Source organism: Pseudomonas sp. StFLB209, assembly GCF_000829415.1.
Taxonomy (GTDB): Bacteria; Pseudomonadota; Gammaproteobacteria; order Pseudomonadales; family Pseudomonadaceae; genus Aquipseudomonas.
On the sequence record NZ_AP014637.1, the window covers coordinates 5,597,316 to 5,614,431 of the forward strand.

The 17,116-nt window shown below is 62.1% G+C and carries 19 protein-coding genes; 13 read left to right on the forward strand and 6 right to left on the reverse strand.

Annotation, left to right across the window (positions count from 1 at the left end; all coding sequences use genetic code 11):
• Window positions 1-87: 87 nt before the first annotated feature.
• Together PSCI_RS24915 and PSCI_RS24920 are read right to left on the reverse strand one after the other, a co-directional pair.
• Complete coding sequence (locus PSCI_RS24915) at window positions 88-717, reverse strand: glutathione S-transferase family protein (RefSeq protein ID WP_045492167.1); 630 nt, start codon at window positions 715-717, stop codon at window positions 88-90.
• 104 nt (window positions 718-821) lie between these two features.
• Window positions 822-1,655, reverse strand: coding sequence for an EamA family transporter (locus PSCI_RS24920; protein WP_231906507.1), 834 nt, complete (start codon window positions 1,653-1,655; stop codon window positions 822-824).
• Window positions 1,656-1,763: 108 nt separating this feature from the next.
• On the opposite strand from PSCI_RS24920, the gene PSCI_RS24925 reads away from it, so the two are divergent.
• Entirely contained in the window at window positions 1,764-2,240 is a 477-nt protein-coding gene (locus PSCI_RS24925) for an Lrp/AsnC family transcriptional regulator (protein WP_045492169.1), read from the forward strand.
• A gap of 204 nt (window positions 2,241-2,444) precedes the next feature.
• Here the strand turns inward: PSCI_RS24925 and mqo are convergent, their stop codons facing one another.
• Complete coding sequence (mqo, locus tag PSCI_RS24930; RefSeq protein ID WP_045492171.1) at window positions 2,445-4,091, reverse strand: malate dehydrogenase (quinone); 1,647 nt, start codon at window positions 4,089-4,091, stop codon at window positions 2,445-2,447.
• Window positions 4,092-4,429: 338 nt separating this feature from the next.
• Between mqo and PSCI_RS29590 the strand changes: the two genes are divergently transcribed.
• Window positions 4,430-4,600 carry a hypothetical protein gene (locus PSCI_RS29590; protein WP_173426702.1) on the forward strand — a complete coding sequence of 57 codons (171 nt, stop codon included), beginning with the start codon at window positions 4,430-4,432 and terminating at the stop codon, window positions 4,598-4,600.
• A 59-nt stretch (window positions 4,601-4,659) separates the two neighbouring features.
• Window positions 4,660-5,034: a hypothetical protein gene (locus tag PSCI_RS24935; protein WP_052483517.1), complete on the forward strand. Its 375-nt coding sequence runs from the start codon at window positions 4,660-4,662 to the stop codon at window positions 5,032-5,034.
• Between the two features lie 241 nt (window positions 5,035-5,275).
• Here PSCI_RS24935 and PSCI_RS24940 read toward each other — a convergent pair whose 3' ends face one another.
• Both PSCI_RS24940 and PSCI_RS24945 read right to left on the reverse strand, forming a co-directional pair.
• The gene (locus PSCI_RS24940) at window positions 5,276-6,916 is read right to left on the reverse strand and encodes a methyl-accepting chemotaxis protein (protein ID WP_045492176.1); all 1,641 of its coding nucleotides are present in this window, start codon (window positions 6,914-6,916) and stop codon (window positions 5,276-5,278) included.
• Window positions 6,917-7,091: 175 nt separating this feature from the next.
• Window positions 7,092-8,132, reverse strand: a complete 1,041-nt coding sequence (locus PSCI_RS24945; protein WP_045492178.1) for a zinc-dependent alcohol dehydrogenase family protein — start codon at window positions 8,130-8,132, stop codon at window positions 7,092-7,094.
• Between the two features lie 145 nt (window positions 8,133-8,277).
• Here PSCI_RS24945 and PSCI_RS24950 point away from each other — a divergent pair, with 145 nt between their 5' ends.
• The 4 genes from PSCI_RS24950 (at window position 8,278) to PSCI_RS24965 (ending at window position 10,719) form a co-directional block, all read left to right on the forward strand.
• Window positions 8,278-8,760, forward strand: a complete 483-nt coding sequence (locus PSCI_RS24950) for an Lrp/AsnC family transcriptional regulator (RefSeq protein WP_045492180.1) — start codon at window positions 8,278-8,280, stop codon at window positions 8,758-8,760.
• Window positions 8,761-8,856: 96 nt separating this feature from the next.
• Window positions 8,857-9,567, forward strand: coding sequence for an AzlC family ABC transporter permease (locus PSCI_RS24955; RefSeq protein WP_045492182.1), 711 nt, complete (start codon window positions 8,857-8,859; stop codon window positions 9,565-9,567).
• On the forward strand, window positions 9,564-9,875 hold the full coding sequence (locus tag PSCI_RS24960) for an AzlD domain-containing protein (protein WP_045492183.1): 312 nt from the start codon (window positions 9,564-9,566) through the stop codon (window positions 9,873-9,875). Before PSCI_RS24955 ends, PSCI_RS24960 begins: the two co-directional genes overlap by 4 nt.
• A 10-nt stretch (window positions 9,876-9,885) precedes the next feature.
• On the forward strand, window positions 9,886-10,719 hold the full coding sequence (locus PSCI_RS24965) for an AraC family transcriptional regulator (protein ID WP_045492185.1): 834 nt from the start codon (window positions 9,886-9,888) through the stop codon (window positions 10,717-10,719).
• 21 nt (window positions 10,720-10,740) lie between these two features.
• Here the strand turns inward: PSCI_RS24965 and PSCI_RS24970 are convergent, their stop codons facing one another.
• Complete coding sequence (locus tag PSCI_RS24970; RefSeq protein WP_045492187.1) at window positions 10,741-12,078, reverse strand: OprD family porin; 1,338 nt, start codon at window positions 12,076-12,078, stop codon at window positions 10,741-10,743.
• A gap of 326 nt (window positions 12,079-12,404) precedes the next feature.
• Between PSCI_RS24970 and accB the strand changes: the two genes are divergently transcribed.
• The 6 genes from accB (at window position 12,405) to PSCI_RS25005 (ending at window position 17,112) form a co-directional block, all read left to right on the forward strand.
• The gene (gene accB, locus PSCI_RS24975) at window positions 12,405-12,875 is read left to right on the forward strand and encodes an acetyl-CoA carboxylase biotin carboxyl carrier protein (protein WP_045492189.1); all 471 of its coding nucleotides are present in this window, start codon (window positions 12,405-12,407) and stop codon (window positions 12,873-12,875) included.
• A 5-nt stretch (window positions 12,876-12,880) separates the two neighbouring features.
• Window positions 12,881-14,236 carry an acetyl-CoA carboxylase biotin carboxylase subunit gene (accC, locus tag PSCI_RS24980; RefSeq protein WP_045492190.1) on the forward strand — a complete coding sequence of 452 codons (1,356 nt, stop codon included), beginning with the start codon at window positions 12,881-12,883 and terminating at the stop codon, window positions 14,234-14,236.
• 1 nt (window position 14,237) lies between these two features.
• The gene (locus PSCI_RS24985; RefSeq protein ID WP_052483519.1) at window positions 14,238-14,663 is read left to right on the forward strand and encodes an acetyl-CoA carboxylase biotin carboxyl carrier protein; all 426 of its coding nucleotides are present in this window, start codon (window positions 14,238-14,240) and stop codon (window positions 14,661-14,663) included.
• Window positions 14,664-14,667: 4 nt separating this feature from the next.
• A complete protein-coding gene (locus PSCI_RS24995) occupies window positions 14,668-15,435 on the forward strand; it encodes a LamB/YcsF family protein (protein WP_045492192.1) in 768 nt (255 codons plus the stop codon).
• A gap of 131 nt (window positions 15,436-15,566) precedes the next feature.
• On the forward strand, window positions 15,567-16,310 hold the full coding sequence (locus PSCI_RS25000) for an SDR family oxidoreductase (protein WP_045492194.1): 744 nt from the start codon (window positions 15,567-15,569) through the stop codon (window positions 16,308-16,310).
• A 100-nt stretch (window positions 16,311-16,410) separates the two neighbouring features.
• On the forward strand, window positions 16,411-17,112 hold the full coding sequence (locus PSCI_RS25005) for an amino acid ABC transporter permease (RefSeq protein WP_045494901.1): 702 nt from the start codon (window positions 16,411-16,413) through the stop codon (window positions 17,110-17,112).
• The last annotated feature ends 4 nt before the right edge of the window (window positions 17,113-17,116 follow it).

Below are 17,116 nucleotides of genomic sequence, written 5' to 3' on the forward strand. Positions count from 1 at the left end.
GCGCGGATTCATCCGCGAAGCTTCAGCCGCTAATTCGCCGCTAAAGCGGCTCCTGCAGGTCCTGATGGCCGACCCTCACCGCCCGCCTCAGAGGCCGGTCGGCCCCGGCATCAGCTCATATGGATGCTGCCAGCCCGGCAGCTCCTGAATGCGCTTTTTCCAGGCCTGGATATGCGGATAGGCCTCCATCGACAGCCCGGTTTCTTCAGGCATGAACACATAACCGGCCAGTGACAGGTCAGCGATGGTCATACGCTCGCCGACCAGCCATGGTGTCTTGCTCAGGTGGGTATCGACCACCTGATAGGCCGCCGCAGCGCGGTCACGCAGAAAGCGCGTCACTTCGGTGTCACCGGTTTTCTGGATGCCATACAAAAAGCGCAGCGTGGCGTAGTAGCTGGTGAACTTGTGATTGTCGAAAAGCATCCAGCGCCAGATTTCCTGTTTTTCTTCCGCCGTGCGGCCGCCAAACTGGCCGGTGTAATCGGCCAGGTAGTCGAGAATCAGCGCCGACTGGGTAAGACTTTTGCCCTGATGCTCCAGTACCGGGACTTCGCCCTGTTCGTTGACCGTATCGCGCCACTGCCGGGTGCGGGTCTGGCCGTTGAGAAAGTCGACGAACACCGGTTGCCAGGTCTGCCGGGACAGCGCCAGAAACAGCGCGACCTTATAAGCGTTGCCTGATAGGGCAAAGCAGTGCAGTTTGAATTCGGACATTTTCCCGCCTTATCGTTATTGATCCCTGAGCATTGCATAACAATGCCAGCACAGTATCAGGGCTATAAAGACTACAGACCAGCACCAAGCCGTAACCACACTATTCACTGCCTGCGCCCGACCAGCGCCGCTCCCGCACAGGCCGCGGCAATCGCCGCCACTCCGGCACACTGCAACAGGCTCAAGGCTTCGCCCAGCACCAGCCAGCCGGCCAGCGCGGCCATGGCCGGTGAGGCACTGAGCAGAATGCCGAACACCTGCGCGGGTAAATGACGCATGGCGTACATGTCCAGCAGGTACGGCACCATGCTCGACAACAGCGCCACACTCAGGCCAATCGCCAATACCCAAGGTTGCAATAGCTGCTCGCCCGCCTGCACCACGCCCAGCGGCGCGCCAAATAAAGCCGCCACCAGCATGCCCGAAGCCACCGCCTGCTTGCCGTGGATGGCCACCCGGGTGCCAAACTTCACATACAACCCCCAGGCCGCCGCCGCGCCCAGAGCATAGGCAACACCGCGCGGGTCGAGCCCTTGCTGGCCACTGCCCCAAGGCAGCAACACCAGGCCGAGCAGCGACAGGCCAATCCAGAGTAAATCGATCCGTCGCCGCGACGCCAGCAAGGCCACCGCCAGCGGCCCGACCACTTCGATGGACACCGCCACGCCCACCGGAATGTAGAGCATGGCGCGGTAGATCAGCAGGTTCATCGCGCCCATCATCACCCCGTAGCCGATCAGGCCCGGCAGGTTGGCGGGTTGCCAGATCCGCCAGGGCCGCAGCAGCACCAGCATGACCAGCGCCGAGATGCCCAGACGCAGTGCCGCGACACCTTCCGGACCGACCAGAGTGAAAATGGATTTGCCCACCGCCGCGCCGGTCTGGACCGAAATGATCCCCAGCATGGCGGCAAGAATGGAAGTGCTTTGCAGGTTCACGGAAAACTCCAGCCCAAGTGCGTGGCAGGATTCTAGGCTTTGCCGTGCGGGCGGTTTGCTGTATATCGCTGCGCAGGACGAGTGAATTGCTTGATTTGGGCCGTAAAAATGAATGAATCACCCAAGCGTGCGCTGGACAGCTTCGATCAGGCAATCCTGCGCATGCTGCAACAGGACAACAAGACCTCCCAACGCGCGATTGCCGAAGCCATCGGCCTGTCGACCCCGGCAGTGCAACGGCGCATCGCGCAACTGGAAGACAGCGGCGTGATTGTCAGCAACACCGCCGTGATCGCCCCGGAGAGCGTCGGCCAGCAGATCACCGCGATTGTCGAGTCACGCCTGTGCGACGACCGCGCCGTGGTGATGAACCGCGCCAAACGCTACTTCGCCGGGGTAAGTGAGGTGCAGCAGTGCTATTTCGTCAGCGGCGGGGTGTCGTTCATCATCGTCATGCTGGCCCGGGACATCGCGCATTTCGATCAACTGGTGCAGACGCATTTTGCCGGGAATGAGGATATTCACACCTACCGCACCTTGATCGTGCTGGACAAGGTCAAGGTGGGGCTGACGGTGCCGGTGTAACAACGGCCGATTCTTGCAGGAGCTGCTTCAGCTGCGAAGCTTTCGCGGCTAAAGCCAATACTGTTCGTTTAGGTGCTTTATGCCTCGGTGGGAAGAGCCGGCCAGCGCTCCGGTTGCTCGCGAAGAGGCCGGTAAGGTCACAGCCTCTGTTGTGAATGTCACGGCGCCTTCGCGACCAAGGTCGCTCCTACAGGTTGAACACCCTCAAGGCTTCAAATCCGGATCGCTGTCCTGATTGTTCTGCCCCAACGGGTCGATATCGTCCGGATTGCGTGGATCCTGGCGCGTGTCGATGCCCGGTGCCGGGGCCAGTTGCAAGACCTCGTTGGTGTAGGCCCAGGTCTTTTGCACCTCATCGGGACGGTCGTTCAGGTGAAAACCATACGAGGGGATAATCTGTCTGATCTTGCCCTGCCAGGCCGGGGTGGCGAGCTGGTCCTTGAACACTTTGCCCAGCAGGTCGAGCATGATCGGCGGTGCGGTGGAGGCCCCAGGCGAGGCGCCCAGCAGGCCGGCGATGCTGCGGTCAGCCGAGACCACCACTTCGGTGCCGAGTTTGAGCACCCCGCCCTGGTCTTGATCCTGCTTGATGATCTGCACCCGCTGGCCAGCCTGCCACAGCCGCCAGTCTTCCTTTTTCGCTTGCGGGAAGTAGGTTTGCAACGCGGCAAAGCGATCATCGTCGGACTGGATGACCTGGCCGATCAGGTATTGCACCAGGTCAAACTCACGCACGCCGACCCGCACCATCGGCCAGGTGTTGTGCAGGTTCATGCTGCCGACCAGGTCGAACAGTGAACCTTGCTTGAGAAACTTGGTGGAAAAGGTCGCAAAGGGTCCGAACAGGATCATCCGTTTACCGTCCAGCACGCGGGTGTCAAGGTGTGGCACCGACATCGGCGGTGCGCCGGTGGCGGCGATGCCGTAGGCCTTGGCCATGTGCTGCTGGGCGATGGTCGGGTTCTCGGTAACCAGAAACGAGCCGCCCACCGGGAAGCCGGCATAGGCTTTGGCTTCTTCGATACCGGACGCTTGCAACAGCGGCAAGGCTGCACCGCCTGCCCCGACGAACAAAAACTTCGCGTCGGTGGCACCGCTAGTACCGTCCTTGAGGTTTTTGTACTCCACGTGCCAGGAGCCATCGGCGTTGCGGGTGATGTCACGCACTTCGGTCGACAGCTTCAGGTCGAAGTTGGGTCGGCTCTGCAGATAGCCCACATACTGGCGGGTGATTTCACCGAAGTTGACGTCGGTGCCGATCGGCGTCCAGGTCGCAGCCAGCTTCTGGCTCGGGTCGCGGCCTTCCATCATCAGCGGCACCCACTGGCGAATCTGCGCCGGGTCTTCGGAATACTGCATGGGCCGGAACAGCGGGCTGGCTTGCAGCGCCTCGTAGCGTTTCTTGAGAAAACGGATATTGTCGTCACCCCACACGAAACTCATGTGCGGCGTGCTGTTGATGAATGAACGCGGGTTCTTCAACACGCCCTGCCTGACCTGCCAGGCCAGGAACTGCCGGGTGATCTGGAACGATTCGTTGATCTCCACCGCCTTGGTGATGTCGATCTTGCCGTCCTTTTCAGGCGTGTAATTCAGCTCGGCCAACGCCGAATGCCCGGTGCCGGCGTTGTTCCAGCCATTGGAGCTTTCCTCGGCAACCTTGTCGAGGCGCTCGACCATTTCCATCGACCAGCCCGGCTCCAGCTCATTGAGCCACACAGCCAGGGTCGAACTCATGATCCCGCCACCCACCAACAGCACATCCACACGCCGGGTCTCGGCGGCCTGTGCGCTGAGCACGCCGCATGCGAGTGCGGTCAATGCCCACTTCAGCCCGGTTCGGTACTTCATATCTGCTCCCGCGAGGCCCTGGCCCCTGTCTGAATACTCCGCCAGCCACGAGGCGGCTGGCTGATGAGCCAGGACACGACATCGGGCGCCAGCACGGGCTGCTGACAAGCAATCAGTGCACATCGGGCCAGCCCTCGCTTGGTTGTTCGAGGCACAAAGGCGATAGCAGTTCAACCCGTCCGCCAAACGGGCGCTTAACGGCACCTGGCTGTATCAGCCAAGTAACACGGCGCATACGGCAGACCATTTATCCGCCGGGCGATCAGTCGGTTGAACCTCTGCCACGGCGCGATGGCCTTCTGTTCTGTGAGCGGCAACAGCAGTATTTCGGAGGCCACATGAACAACACTCCCCGGGAACCGCGTCAGGATTCCAAGCAACCTGAACATACCGGCGAAGCCGAACGCGACAACGACGCCCTGCGTCCGGACGGCTCGACCGGCACGCAGCACGACTCGACCGCGCAGAAAACTGCGCGCGGCAAGGGCAAGCCGCCGGGCACTCGTTGAACCCGATGAGCCTTTGACCGTCTTATCAGGGCGACCCGACTGCCTTTGTGGAGGCCCTGATGAAGTGTTTGAGCGCCGTATTATTGGCCTGTCTGAGCAGCGCTGCGCTGGCCGCCCCACCCGCGCTGGACCTGCCCAGCTGCAACCTGGCCGAGCAACGCGCCTTGCCTGGGGAAACCGGTGGCTCGGTAAAAGATGTCGGCCACGCACATATCTCGGAACGCGCCAATGTGCTGGTGGCCGACATCGGTGCTTCGCGCAAGGCCCGGCACATTACTCAGGACCAGGCGGCGAAGCTGACCAAACGCATTGAGTCAGTGCGTGCGCAGACCGAAGGCTTCGTCAAGCAACAGGGGTTTCTCAGTGCAGGAGAACGGGCCAGTTTTGACCGGGAATTTGATGCAATAGCCCACAAGCTGTGCAAGCCTGCGTGATCGCAGACACCCGCAGGAGCTGCTTTAGCCGCGAAGATTCAGCGTCAGAAACCTTTCGCAGCCAAAGCCAACACTATGCCCTTGTGGGAGCGAGCTCTGCTCGCGAAGAGGCCGGTAAAAACACTACATCTGCTGTGAATGTGCCGCCGTCTTCGCTACCAAGGTAGCTCCCACAGAGGTATATAGCGCCTAAACGAACAGTATTGCAGCTAAAGCGGCTCCTACTAGGTAATGCCCCGACCTAGCCCACCTTGAACATCGCGACCTTCTCGCTCAGGCGGCTGGCCAGTTCGGCCAGTTCGCTGCTGGCCGAGGCCACTTGCGACGAGCCGCTGGCGGTGTGGACGGTCAGTTCGTGAATACGGCTGATGTTCTTTGAAACGTCCTCGGCGACGCTGCTTTGTTGTACCGCCGCACTGGCGATCTGCGCGTTCATGTCGTTGATCGCGCCTACCTCATGGCTCACTTTGGCCAGCGCCGCCTGGGCGTTGCGGGTCTGCTCCACGGTGCGGGTGGCCAGTTCGCAGCTGTTGCGCATGTTCTGCGCGGCGGCCTCGGTGCCACTTTGCAGGGTGCTGATCATTTCACGGATTTCCTGGGTCGACTGCTGGGTGCGGTTGGCCAGCGAGCGCACTTCATCGGCCACCACCGCAAAGCCGCGACCGTGCTCGCCAGCCCGCGCCGCTTCAATCGCAGCGTTGAGGGCCAGCAGGTTGGTCTGCGCGGCAATCGAGTTGATCACCTCAATCACCGACTCAATGTTTTCACTGTCGCGCGACACCTGCTCGACTGTGTCGGTGGTCTGGGTCAGGGTGACTGCCAATTGCTCGATCGATTGCGACGTGTCAGTCACCAGACGGTTACCGCTCTCCACCCCGACGTCCGCCTGTTTGGTCGCACTGGCGGCCTGCACGGCGTAGCCAGAGACTTCATTGACGGTCGAGGCCATTTGCGTGATGGCGGTGGCAATCTGCTCGGCTTCGCGGGTCTGGCGGCTGATGTGTTCGTTGTTCTGTGCCGAGGTGGCGGTCAGTTGCGCCGAGGCATGGCTGACCTCATGGGCGGCGGCACGCACCTGGGTAATGGTCTGCGACAAACGCGCCAGCGCAGACTTGAGCACGCCCATGACGCTGGCCGGGTGCCGGGTGGTCAGGTTTTGCTGCAAATCACCGGCCGCCAGGCGCTCGATCGCTTGCGCCACTTCGGTCGGCTCGGCGCCGAGGGTCGAAGTCACAAAGCCGATGATCTGCCGGGCCAGCAGAATACTCAGCAACAACGCCACACCGCTGGCCAGCAGCATCAGGCCACGAAACGAACTGGCGGTGTCCTGCACGTCGTTGAGCTTGGCCCTGATCAACACTTCTTCCGAGTCGATCAGCGCGTTGACGCGCTTGAGCCACTCGCTGTACAGGCCAGCAGTGCGTTGCAGCAACAGCGCCTGACTGGCGGCGATATCACCGCTGCGACGCAGCTCGATCAGGGTCTTGGCCGAGGCCTGGGTCTGCTGTTCGATGTCCTTGATCGCCGCCAGCAGCTTGCGCTCCTCCGGGGTCACGTCGCGGGTGCTGAACAACTGATCCATGCTGACTGCAGCGTCAGCGTAGGCCTTTTCCAGACGGCTGATTTCGGCCAGATGCAGCTCCAGACTCTGGTTGTTATCGACCAGCACCGCATCGCGGATGGCAATCGCCCGATCGTGCACGCTGCCCCGGAAATTGATTGCATAACGCTGCACCATTGCGGCGTTGTCGCTGACATTGGCCAGGGTGCTGTCGATGTAGCCAACGCGCTGAATCCCCACCGCGGTAATCATCAGCAGCAGCGAGACAATCGCGCCGAAACCGAGGCCGATGCGGGTCGAGAGGGCAAGAGGTTTTTTCATTCGCAGGACTCGGCTGGGCGTCAGGGGAGAAAAGATCACGAATATCAGAGTGACATCACTCTACCAAGCGACCATAGCCGATAGCGAACAGAAATCTGCCATTAATATTTCTTAATGACCCCATAGCTGAACTTGACCTGCCCTGGCATGCATCGGTCGGTGACGCCCGTAATGATCAGAACTGCGTCACCACCGTCACCCCGGCAGTTTCAAAGCGGTCCATATTGACCAGCGCATCAATCGACTGCTCCAGGCTGATGGTCTTGCCCACCAGTTTTTCGGGGGCCAGTTTGCCGGAGTTGATCATGTCGAGAATCGCGCCGTAGCGGTGCGCCTGCATGCCGTGGCTGCCATAGATTTCCAGCTCATGGGCGATCACATTGCTCATCGGGATAGCCGGCGTGCTGTGATCGGCGAGCATCAGCCCGACCTGCACGTGCTTGCCGCGGCGGCGCAGGTTGTTGATGGAGTTGAAACAGGTGGTTGGGTGGCCGAGCGCGTCGAGTGACACATGCACACCGCCGCCACTGATTTCCTGCACCGCTTCGGTGACGTTGGCCACCTGCCGGGCATTGACCGTGGCCACCGCCCCCAGCGAACGCGCCAGGGCCAGTTTGTGGTCGGCAATATCGATGGCAATCACGTTGGCACCAATGGCGTGGGCAATCATCACCGCCGACAGCCCCACCCCACCACAGCCATGCACCGCGACCCATTGCCCGGCGCTGACCTTGCCCTGATCGACCACCGCGCGAAACGAAGTGACGAACCGGCAGCCAAGGCTGGCTGCGGTGGCGAAATCCATGCTCTCTGGCAGCGCCACCAGGTTCAGGTCGGCCTGATGAATGCCGACATATTCGGCAAACGACCCCCAGTGGGTGAAGCCCGGCTGGAACTGGCTGTAACACACTTGCTGGTTGCCGCTGTTGCACTCCGGGCACGCGCCGCAGCCGCCCACGAACGGCACAGTGACGCGATCACCGACTTTCCAGCGGGTCACGTGCCGGCCCACTGCCGCGATGACACCGGCCAGCTCGTGGCCGGGGATGTGCGGCAACTGGATATCCGGGTCGTGGCCCTTCCAGCCGTGCCAGTCGCTGCGGCATACCCCCGTGCCGAGCACTTGCACCACGACACCGTGCGCCTCAGGCGTCGGGTCATCGACCGTCATCAGCCGCGGGGCGGCGTTAAAGGCTTCATAGACAACAGCTTTCATGGCAATTCCTCAAGCGGGTGACAGGTCATGACGATGCGAAGAATTATGACCAAACGGCCTGAAATTACTTTTCAGATTACCGTTGACGATCGCGCCCAACTGAAAATAGCCTTCAGTCAACCAGGCAAAAATGAAGAGACTCTCCATGCTGAACCCCCTCGACAAGCTGGATCTTGCAATCACTGACCGCCTGCAACGTGATGGTCGATTATCGAACGTCAAACTCGCCGAGCAGTTGGCAATGAGCGAAGCCTCGTGCTGGCGCAAGCAGAAGCGCCTTGAAGACAGCGGCGTGATCGAGGGTTATCAGGCAATCCTCAATCGCAAGAAACTCGGCCTCGGCGTCATGGCCTTCGTGCAGATTTCCTGCGCCGACCACAGCGAAGAAACCACCGCGCAGTTCGAAAAAATCATTGAGTCGGCCCCGCAGGTGCTGGCCTGCCACAACACCACCGGCGAAGCGGACTTTCTGTTGCAGGTGGTGGCCCGTGACCTGGACCACTACAGCCGCTTCGTCGAAAAGGTGCTGCGCAAATTGCCGGGGGTGACCAGCATCCGTTCGAACCTGTCGCTGCGCGAGCTGAAAACCACCAATCGCTTGCCGGTGACTGACCTGCTGAACATCTGAACAGCACCGCAAGATCGTTCAAGACAGCGCCGTGAGCTCTATAGCACCATCGCTGCCCCGCCCGCTTTGAAGGTTGTGATACACGTGTTGAATACGATGCTGGTTGATTGCAACGCCAACCGGGCGTTCTACAAAGGCGCGATGGCGGTGCTGCCACTGTCGTTTGCCTGCGCCCCCTGGGGTTTGCTGGTCGGCTCGCTGGCCATCGGTGCCGGTTTCAGCCCGCTGCAAGGCCAGAGCTTCTCGCTGATTGTGTTTGCCGGCGCGGCGCAACTGGTGGCGATCGGCATGATCAAGAGCGGCGCCAGCTTGCTGTCGATCCTGATCACCACCCTGCTGCTCACCTCGCAGCATCTGCTGTACGCCCTGCATATGCGCCCGAGCATCGCCCCCCTGTCGCCACGCTGGCGACTGGGCCTGGGCTTTCTGCTAACCGATGAGTTCTTTGCCCTCAACAGCCAGCCACGCAGCGTGGCCTTTGACCGCTGGTATGCCCTCGGGGCGGGTTTTACCTTCTACGTGGCGTGGAACATCTTCACCCTGATTGGCCTGCTGCTGGGCCGCAGCATTCCAGACCTTGAGTCGCTGGGCCTGGAGTTTTCGATTGCCGCGACCTTTGTCGCGCTGGTCACCCCCTTGGTCAAATCGGTGCCGGTGGTGGTCTGCGTGGCGGTGTCGCTGATGTGTTCGGTGTGGTTTTCCTGGCTGGGCTGGCAATCGGCACTGGTGCTGTCGGGGCTGGCCGGGATGCTGGCCGGCTTCAGCGTCAAATGCCTGATGCAGGACACGACGGAGCGTCAGCCATGATCTGGGTGGTGATTATGGGCATGGGTGCGATTGTGTTCTTCAACCGCTATGTGTTTCTTGAACCGCGCCTGCCGCTGCGGCTGGGCAAACACACTCGCGACTTTCTCGGTTTCGCGGTCCCGGGGATGCTCACTGCGATCTGCGGCCCACTGATTTTCATGCCCGGCCAGCAACTGGACCTGTCGCTGTTCAACCCGTACCTTGTCGGCAGCCTGTGCGCGATCATCTGCATGCTCTGCACACGCCGGGTACTGACCAGCGTGGTGTTGAGCATGGGCGTGTTTTACTTGCTGCGCTGGCTGGGCTGACAGGATCTGTATGACGCTAAACGCTGAACAGACACGCTTCTGGCAATCCCCGGTACTGGGCGGGGTCGAGCTGCTGCGCGCGCAGTATGTGCAGCAGAAATTCGCCCCCCATGTGCATGACAGCTTCGTCTTCACGGTCATCGAGTCCGGGGCCCAGCGGTTCAGGCATCGTGGCGCTGACCACCTGGTGAGCACCGGCGGTATGGTGCTGATCAACCCGGATGAAACCCATACCGGCGCCACCGCCCATGAACAGGGCTGGCGCTATCGGGGCTTCTACCCGCAGCAGGTGCAACTGGCCGGGATCCTCGCGGAGCTGGACATTGCCTGCCCTGGCACGGCGGGGTTTGCATCGAGCGTTGTGATGGACACCGAGGTGGCTGCGGCGTTTTTGCAGGTTCATCGGCTGGCTGAACAGCAGGCCAGCGCCCTGCAATTGCAAACGCTGTGGCGCGAAGCGGTGTACAGCTTGTTCAAGCGCCATGCCCGCCTCGGTTCGGCCTTGCAGCCTGGCAAGGAGCCGCTGGCAGTGCGCCGTGCCCAAGAGCTGTTGCTGGCCCGCCTGGCCAATCCGCCGTCGCTGCAAGCGCTGGCCGCAGAGGTCAACCTGTCGCCGTTTCACTTTGCCAGGGTGTTCAGCGCCACCACCGGCGTCAGCCCGCACCATTGGCTGATGCAGCAACGCCTGGCCGGTGCACTGAACCTGCTCAGAAGCGGCGCGCTGCCAGCGGTGGTGGCGGCCGAACTGGGCTTTGCCGACCAGAGCCACCTGACCCGCCAGTTCAAACGCGCCTACGGCATCGGACCGGGCGCGTTTCGGGCCGGGCTGGCCGGCACACGTTAGCCTTGCGGCAAGCGGAATGGGTCAGAACAGGTTGACCGGATAATCGATGATCACCCGATACTCATCGGTGTCACGCTGCATGTCGGTGCGAAACACGCCATAACGCAGTTGGGTGTTCAGCCCCTTGGCCGGGCCGCTCTGTACCACGTAGCCCAGGGTTGCGTCGCGGGCCCATTCCTGCCTGTCGCCGGTGGCGGTCTTGATGTGATCGCCATTGTAGTAGGTCGTACGGAACGTCAGCCCCGGCACGCCCAACCCGGAGAAGTCATAGGCATAGCGCACTTGCCAGGAACGCTCGCCGGCCCGCTGGAACTTGCCCGACATGGTTTCGGTGATGAAGTTACTGGTGGTGCCGGCCCCTTCGTTGACCCACACCGCATCGCTGTCACCGTTGACCTGCTGATAACCGGCACCAAACAGATGACCGCCCAGTGCGTAGGTGAACAAGATACTGCTCAAGCGGCTGTCAACTTCACCACGGGTGCGACCATTACCGTAATAACCGCTGCTGTAGTAATCCGGGTCATTGCCATTGGCGCCGGACGAGCTGTTATTGTAATGACGAATATCGGTGGTCAAACGACCCGGCCCCAGCGGCACGGTATAAACGGCACCGAGAAAGTGCTGATTATAAAAATCTTCCAGTTGCGCGAAGTAATACTGCAGGCTCAGATCCGGTGTCGCTTTATAAGTACCACCGGCATACAGAAACTGGTTTACATGGGTGCTGCGGGCAGTGTTGATACCGGGATTGACCGGGTCGACGGTGGCGTTGGAGCCGGCGATCGACAGCCCTTCCCAGTCGGTCGAACCACGTTCCTTGACATGGTCGATGCGCCCTGCTGTGAGGGTCAGTTTGTCGATGTCTTTCGACTCCACCTGAAAGCCATTGAAGGTCTGAAACACCAGGCGATCACTGGCGATCAGAATCGGCAGGCGGGGCTGCAACGTACCGTAGCGAAACTCGGTCTTACCGATGCGCGCCTTGAGCGTCGGGCCCAGGCTGGCGAAGTCGTCCACCGCCCGGCCGTCGCTGTCGGTGGGGAAAATATTGCCGTTGCTGGCACTGCTGGTGGGGTTGTAATGACGGCCCTTGCCCGAGTCCAGACGAATGCCGAGCATGCCCACCGCATCAAGACCAAAACCGATCGGCCCTTCGGTAAAACCGGAGCTGTAGTTGAGCACGAAGCCCTGCCCCCATTCCTGGGTGTAGTTGGGATCGGCCGCACCATCGCGATTATCGACCTGGCTGAAAAAGTTGCGCACCAACAACGTGGCGTGACTGTCGTCGATAAACCCTGCTGCCTGGCTTTGTTGTGCAATACATAATGCCAATAGACCCAACGAATATTTTTTCATCGTGGACTCCCCGCCCCATTATAAGAAGTTTGTACTGGCAGGCTGCGCGAACGCAGCAAAGTGGAAATATCCGCCTGTTATGTAATAGGTAAGTTGCCGGTTGGTCCTGGCTTGTCAGCGGTATTTACACGCTACTCAGGCAGCGCTGGGCAGCGTTAAGACAAAGTTCTTCTGATTGGATAGGAAACACTTATGACCCGAAAACCGCGAATGTCATAAGTCGTGCTTATCACCCCACCTGCAAAGCCTCTTGGCCCTGCCCGCTGCGCGCTGGATAGAGTGGCGTCATTCCTGCATTTTTGCGCCAGCCGCCAAAGGGCCCAACGATGGATCAACACCGTATCAAAGACCTGATCGACCTTATTGGTGCGTCAGACCTGACCGAACTGAGCCTCAGCGAAGGCGGCAGCCACCTGCACCTGGCGCGCCACGGCCGCCGGGCTGAAACCCGCAGCGCGCCACTGCACTCATCCACCGCCGCCCCTCAACCCACCCAGGCCCCGAGCGCCTGCTCGGGCACTGAGGCCACGCCGCAGCCCCCCATCGCCGCCACCCACGAAGAGGTGCGCTCGCCCCTGTATGGCGTGCTGCACCTGACGCCCTCGCCTGATGAACCGGCGTTCGTTCAGCCGGGCGATACCGTCAGCGCCGGCCAGACCCTGTGCATTGTCGAGGCCATGAAAATGTTCCATCAGGTCAGCGCGCCGGCGGCCGGCACGGTTAAAACGGTGCTGGGGCAGTCCGGCACGGAAGTCGAACGCGGCCAGCCGCTGTTTCACATCGCCAAGGCGGGGTAACCGACATGTTCGATACCGTTCTGATCGCCAACCGGGGCGAAATCGCCCTGCGCATTCAGCGCGCCTGTCATCAACTGGGCCTGAAGACCGTGATGGTCTACTCCCAAGGCGATGCCGGCGCGGCCTATCTGCAACATGCCGACCAGGCGCTGTGCATCGGTCCTGCGGCCCCCGGACAAAGCTATCTGGACAGTCGGGCTGTTATTTATGCCGCGCTGGCCAGTGGTGCCCAGGCCGTGCATCCGGGCTATGGCTTTTTGTCGGAGAACGCCGCCTTCAGCCAGGCCGTGAGCGATGCCGGCCTGACCTTCATCGGCCCGGACGCCGCGTGCATCCGGCGCATGGGCGACAAGGTGGCGGCCAAACGCGCCATGCTTGAGGCCGGCGTACCCTGCGTACCCGGCCCACAAGGGGCGCTGCCCGAGGAGCGCGAGCGCATTGAAGCGATTGCCCTGGAGATCGGCTACCCGGTGATCATCAAGGCTGCCGGCGGCGGTGGTGGCCGGGGCATGCGTGTGGTGCACAGTGCCGCCGAGCTGCTGCCTGCCGTCAGCCTGACCCGCGAAGAAGCCCGCCGCGCCTTTGGCAACCCCGAGCTGTACATGGAGAAATTTCTCGGCCACCCCCGCCATGTCGAGATCCAGGTGTTGTGCGACCGCCACGGTAACGGTGTGTGGCTGGGCAGCCGCGACTGCTCGCTGCAACGTCGTCACCAGAAGGTGCTGGAAGAGGCACCGGCACCGGGTATCGATGCCCAGGCACTGGCGCAGGTGGGCCAGCGCTGCGTTGAAGCCTGCCGCCTGATCGGCTATCAGGGTGTGGGCACCTTCGAGTTTCTCTATGAAGACGGCGAGTTCTTTTTCATCGAGATGAACACCCGCCTGCAAGTCGAGCACCCGGTCACCGAGATGACCACCGGCATCGACATCGTCGAACAGCAACTGCGCGTGGCCATGGGTGAAGTGCTCAGCCTGCGCCAATCCGACATCGTCACCCAGGGGCACGCTCTGGAATGCCGGATCAACGCCGAAGACCCGCAAACCTTCATCCCGACCCCCGGCACGGTGACCCGCTGGGACCTGCCGGGGGGTATCGGCGTGCGTATCGACTCGCATGTGTGCGCAGGCGACAAGGTGCCGCCCTACTACGACTCGATGATCGCCAAGGTCATTACCCACGGCGCCACCCGCGAACAGGCGCTGGCCCGCATGCGTACCGCCCTGGCGCAGTTTGCGGTCGAGGGCATCAGCACCAACCTGCCGCTGCACCGGCAGATCCTCACCGACAACGCCTTTGTCGCCGGTAGCGTGGACATTCATCACCTGGAGCGCTGGCTGAGCACACGCCAGGCGGAGAGCTGAAATGCGTATTGAGACAATCCGCCAACTGGCCGGCTGGATGAGCCAGGCCGGGCTGAGCAGCCTGGAGTTCAAGCAAGACGGTTTCGAGTTGCGTCTGGTACGCCCGGCCAGCCAACCGGCCCTGGCCGCCAAACCGCCCATCAGCGACGCGCCAGCCGCTGCGCCGATAGCGGCTGCAGCCAAGCCTGAAGTGGCCGCCATGGCGACCCTGTGCGGGCACTTCCACGCCCGTCATCCGGCCCGCGAGCAGCCACTGGTGACGCCCGGACAAACCGTGAACGTCGGCGACACCGTCGGCGTGATCGCGGTCGGCAGCCTGTTGCTGCCGGTGACCGTACAGCACGCCGGCATTGCCGGCGATTACCTGATCGAAGATGGCGAGCGGGTGGAATACGCCACCCCGGTGCTCGCCCTGGCGGGAGAGTGACTTCATGAAAATCGACTTGAATGCAGACCTGGGCGAAGGCTTCGGCCCCTGGACAATGGGCGAAGACGATGCCCTGATGGAGATCATCTCGTCCGCCAATGTCGCCTGCGGCTTTCACGCCGGCGACCCGCTGATCATGGACAAGACCGCGCGCCGGGCGCTGGCCGCAGGCATCGACCTGGGAGCCCACGTCGGCTACCCCGACCTGCTCGGCTTCGGTCGCCGGCCGATCCAGGTCGACACTGCTGAATTGCAAACCTGGGTGACCTACCAATTGGCCGCCCTGGCGGGCATGGCCAGGGTTGCCGGGCACCGGATGACCCACATGAGTTTCCACGGCGCACTGGGCAACCGGGTGGCCGCCGACGCGGCGCTGGCCGACGCCCTGCTGGGCACAGTGGCCGCCTTCGACCGCGAGCTGATCGTCAGTTCCTCGACCAGCGCGGCCATGCAACAGGCCGCCGACCGCCATGGCCTGCGCCTTGCACTGACCTTTCTGGCCGACCGCGCCTGCGACAAGGACGGCCTGCTGGTGCCCCGCGCCCTGCCCGACGCGGTGATCAAGGACCCGCAGCGCGTGCGCGAACGGGTCCGGCAATTTCTCCAGCAAGGCACCGTCACCTGTTACACCGGTGAAATCATTGAGGTCCCGGCCTGTTCGATCCTGCTGCACGGCGACACCGCCAACGCCCTTGAGCTGGCGCGCAGCATCCGCACCGAAATCGAGCATGCCGGCGGGGTGATTGCCCCGATTTCGCACCTGATGGCGTGACAGGCCGGTAACGATAAGAAAGCCTTATCACCCAACAGCCAAACCCTCTTGGCGCCCGTTTCAGCAGCTCCTTACAGTCACTGCATGCCCATTGGCAGTGACCCAGACAATTATTCGATGAGGAACCGGCCATGCCATTTTCCGACTACACCACTGCGCTGGTCACCGGCGCATCTTCCGGCATCGGCGCCGCCACGGTCGAGCGCCTGAGCCGCGAAGGTATCAAGGTGCATGCACTGGCCCGCAGTGCCGACAAACTGGCCGAACTGGCCGAGCGCACCGGCTGTGTCGTCCACGCCGTGGACGTCGCCGACCTGGATGCGCTAACCCGCACTGTCGAAGGCCTGCAGATCGATATTCTGGTCAACAACGCCGGTGTCGACCGGCCCGGCTCGATTCTCAATGCGACCGCCGAGGGTATCGACGCGCTGATCGACGTCAACCTGCGCGCCGTACTGCACTTGACCCGCCTGCTGGTGCCGGGCATGGCCGAGCGTGACCGGGGCCATGTGATCAACATCAGCTCGATTGCGGCGGCCTACAATTTCGGCGGCAACAGCACCTACCACGCCACCAAGGCCGCCGTGAGCATGCTGTCGCGCAACCTGCGCATCGACCTGTTCGGCAAGCGCGTGCGGGTCACCGAGATCTGCCCCGGCCGGGTCGCCACCGACATCTTCGAACACGTGCACGGCAACGCCGCCGAAACCCGCGCCAGGTTCATTGACGGCTTCGAGTTACCGGTGGCCGAGGACATTGCCGGGGCGATTGCCTTCGCCATTGCCGCACCGGTTGCGATGAACGTCGGGCACATGGAAATCACCCCAACGCTGCAAGTACCAGGCGGCCTGCAAACCACCCGCCCGCAGCACTGAAACCCGCGCCATTACCGGACAAGAGCGGCCACCTTGAGTGAGCCGCCACCCCACCGGTGAAGAATTCGCTTACTGCCCCGGACCCGACTGGGTGACCTTTATGATGAAAGACTTCGACCTGGGGCCAATCCTGACGGGCGAGTACGCCGAGCTGCTGCTCAAGGGCGCGGCCATGACCCTGCAGTTGATGCTGTATGCCTGGTTGCTGGCGATGTCGCTGGCGTTTGTACTGGTAGTGATCCGCCTGACCGGCAAGGCGCTGCCCGAACGCCTGGTGGCCGGCTACGTGTCGTACCACCGCAACGTGCCGACCCTGGTGCAACTGATGCTCTGGTACTTCGGCGTGCCGACCCTGCTGCCTGAATCAACCCAACTGTGGCTGGCCAATTTCAGCACCGAGTTCATCTTTGCGGTGATTGCCCTGGGCCTGTGCCAGGCAGCGTACTTCTGTGAAGACCTGCGCGCCGGACTGCGCGCCATTCCAGACGGCCAGAATGAAGCGGCTCGTGCACTGGGCATGGGCTACCTGCGCTCGATGCGCTACGTGATCCTGCCGCAAGGGGTGCGCAACGCCCTGCCCTCGCTGATCAACCACACCGTACTGCTGTTCAAGAACACCAGCCTGGCCATGGCCATCGGCGTCGTTGAACTGACCTACGCGACCCGCGAGGTCGAGAACTACACCTTCCGCACCTTCGAATCCTTCCTGGTCGCCACCCTGGGCTACCTGGCGGTGTCGCTGTTGCTAATGGGTATCGGCGCGCTGATCGCGCGGCGTTTCGATCTGGCCAAGGCGAGGTAATCCG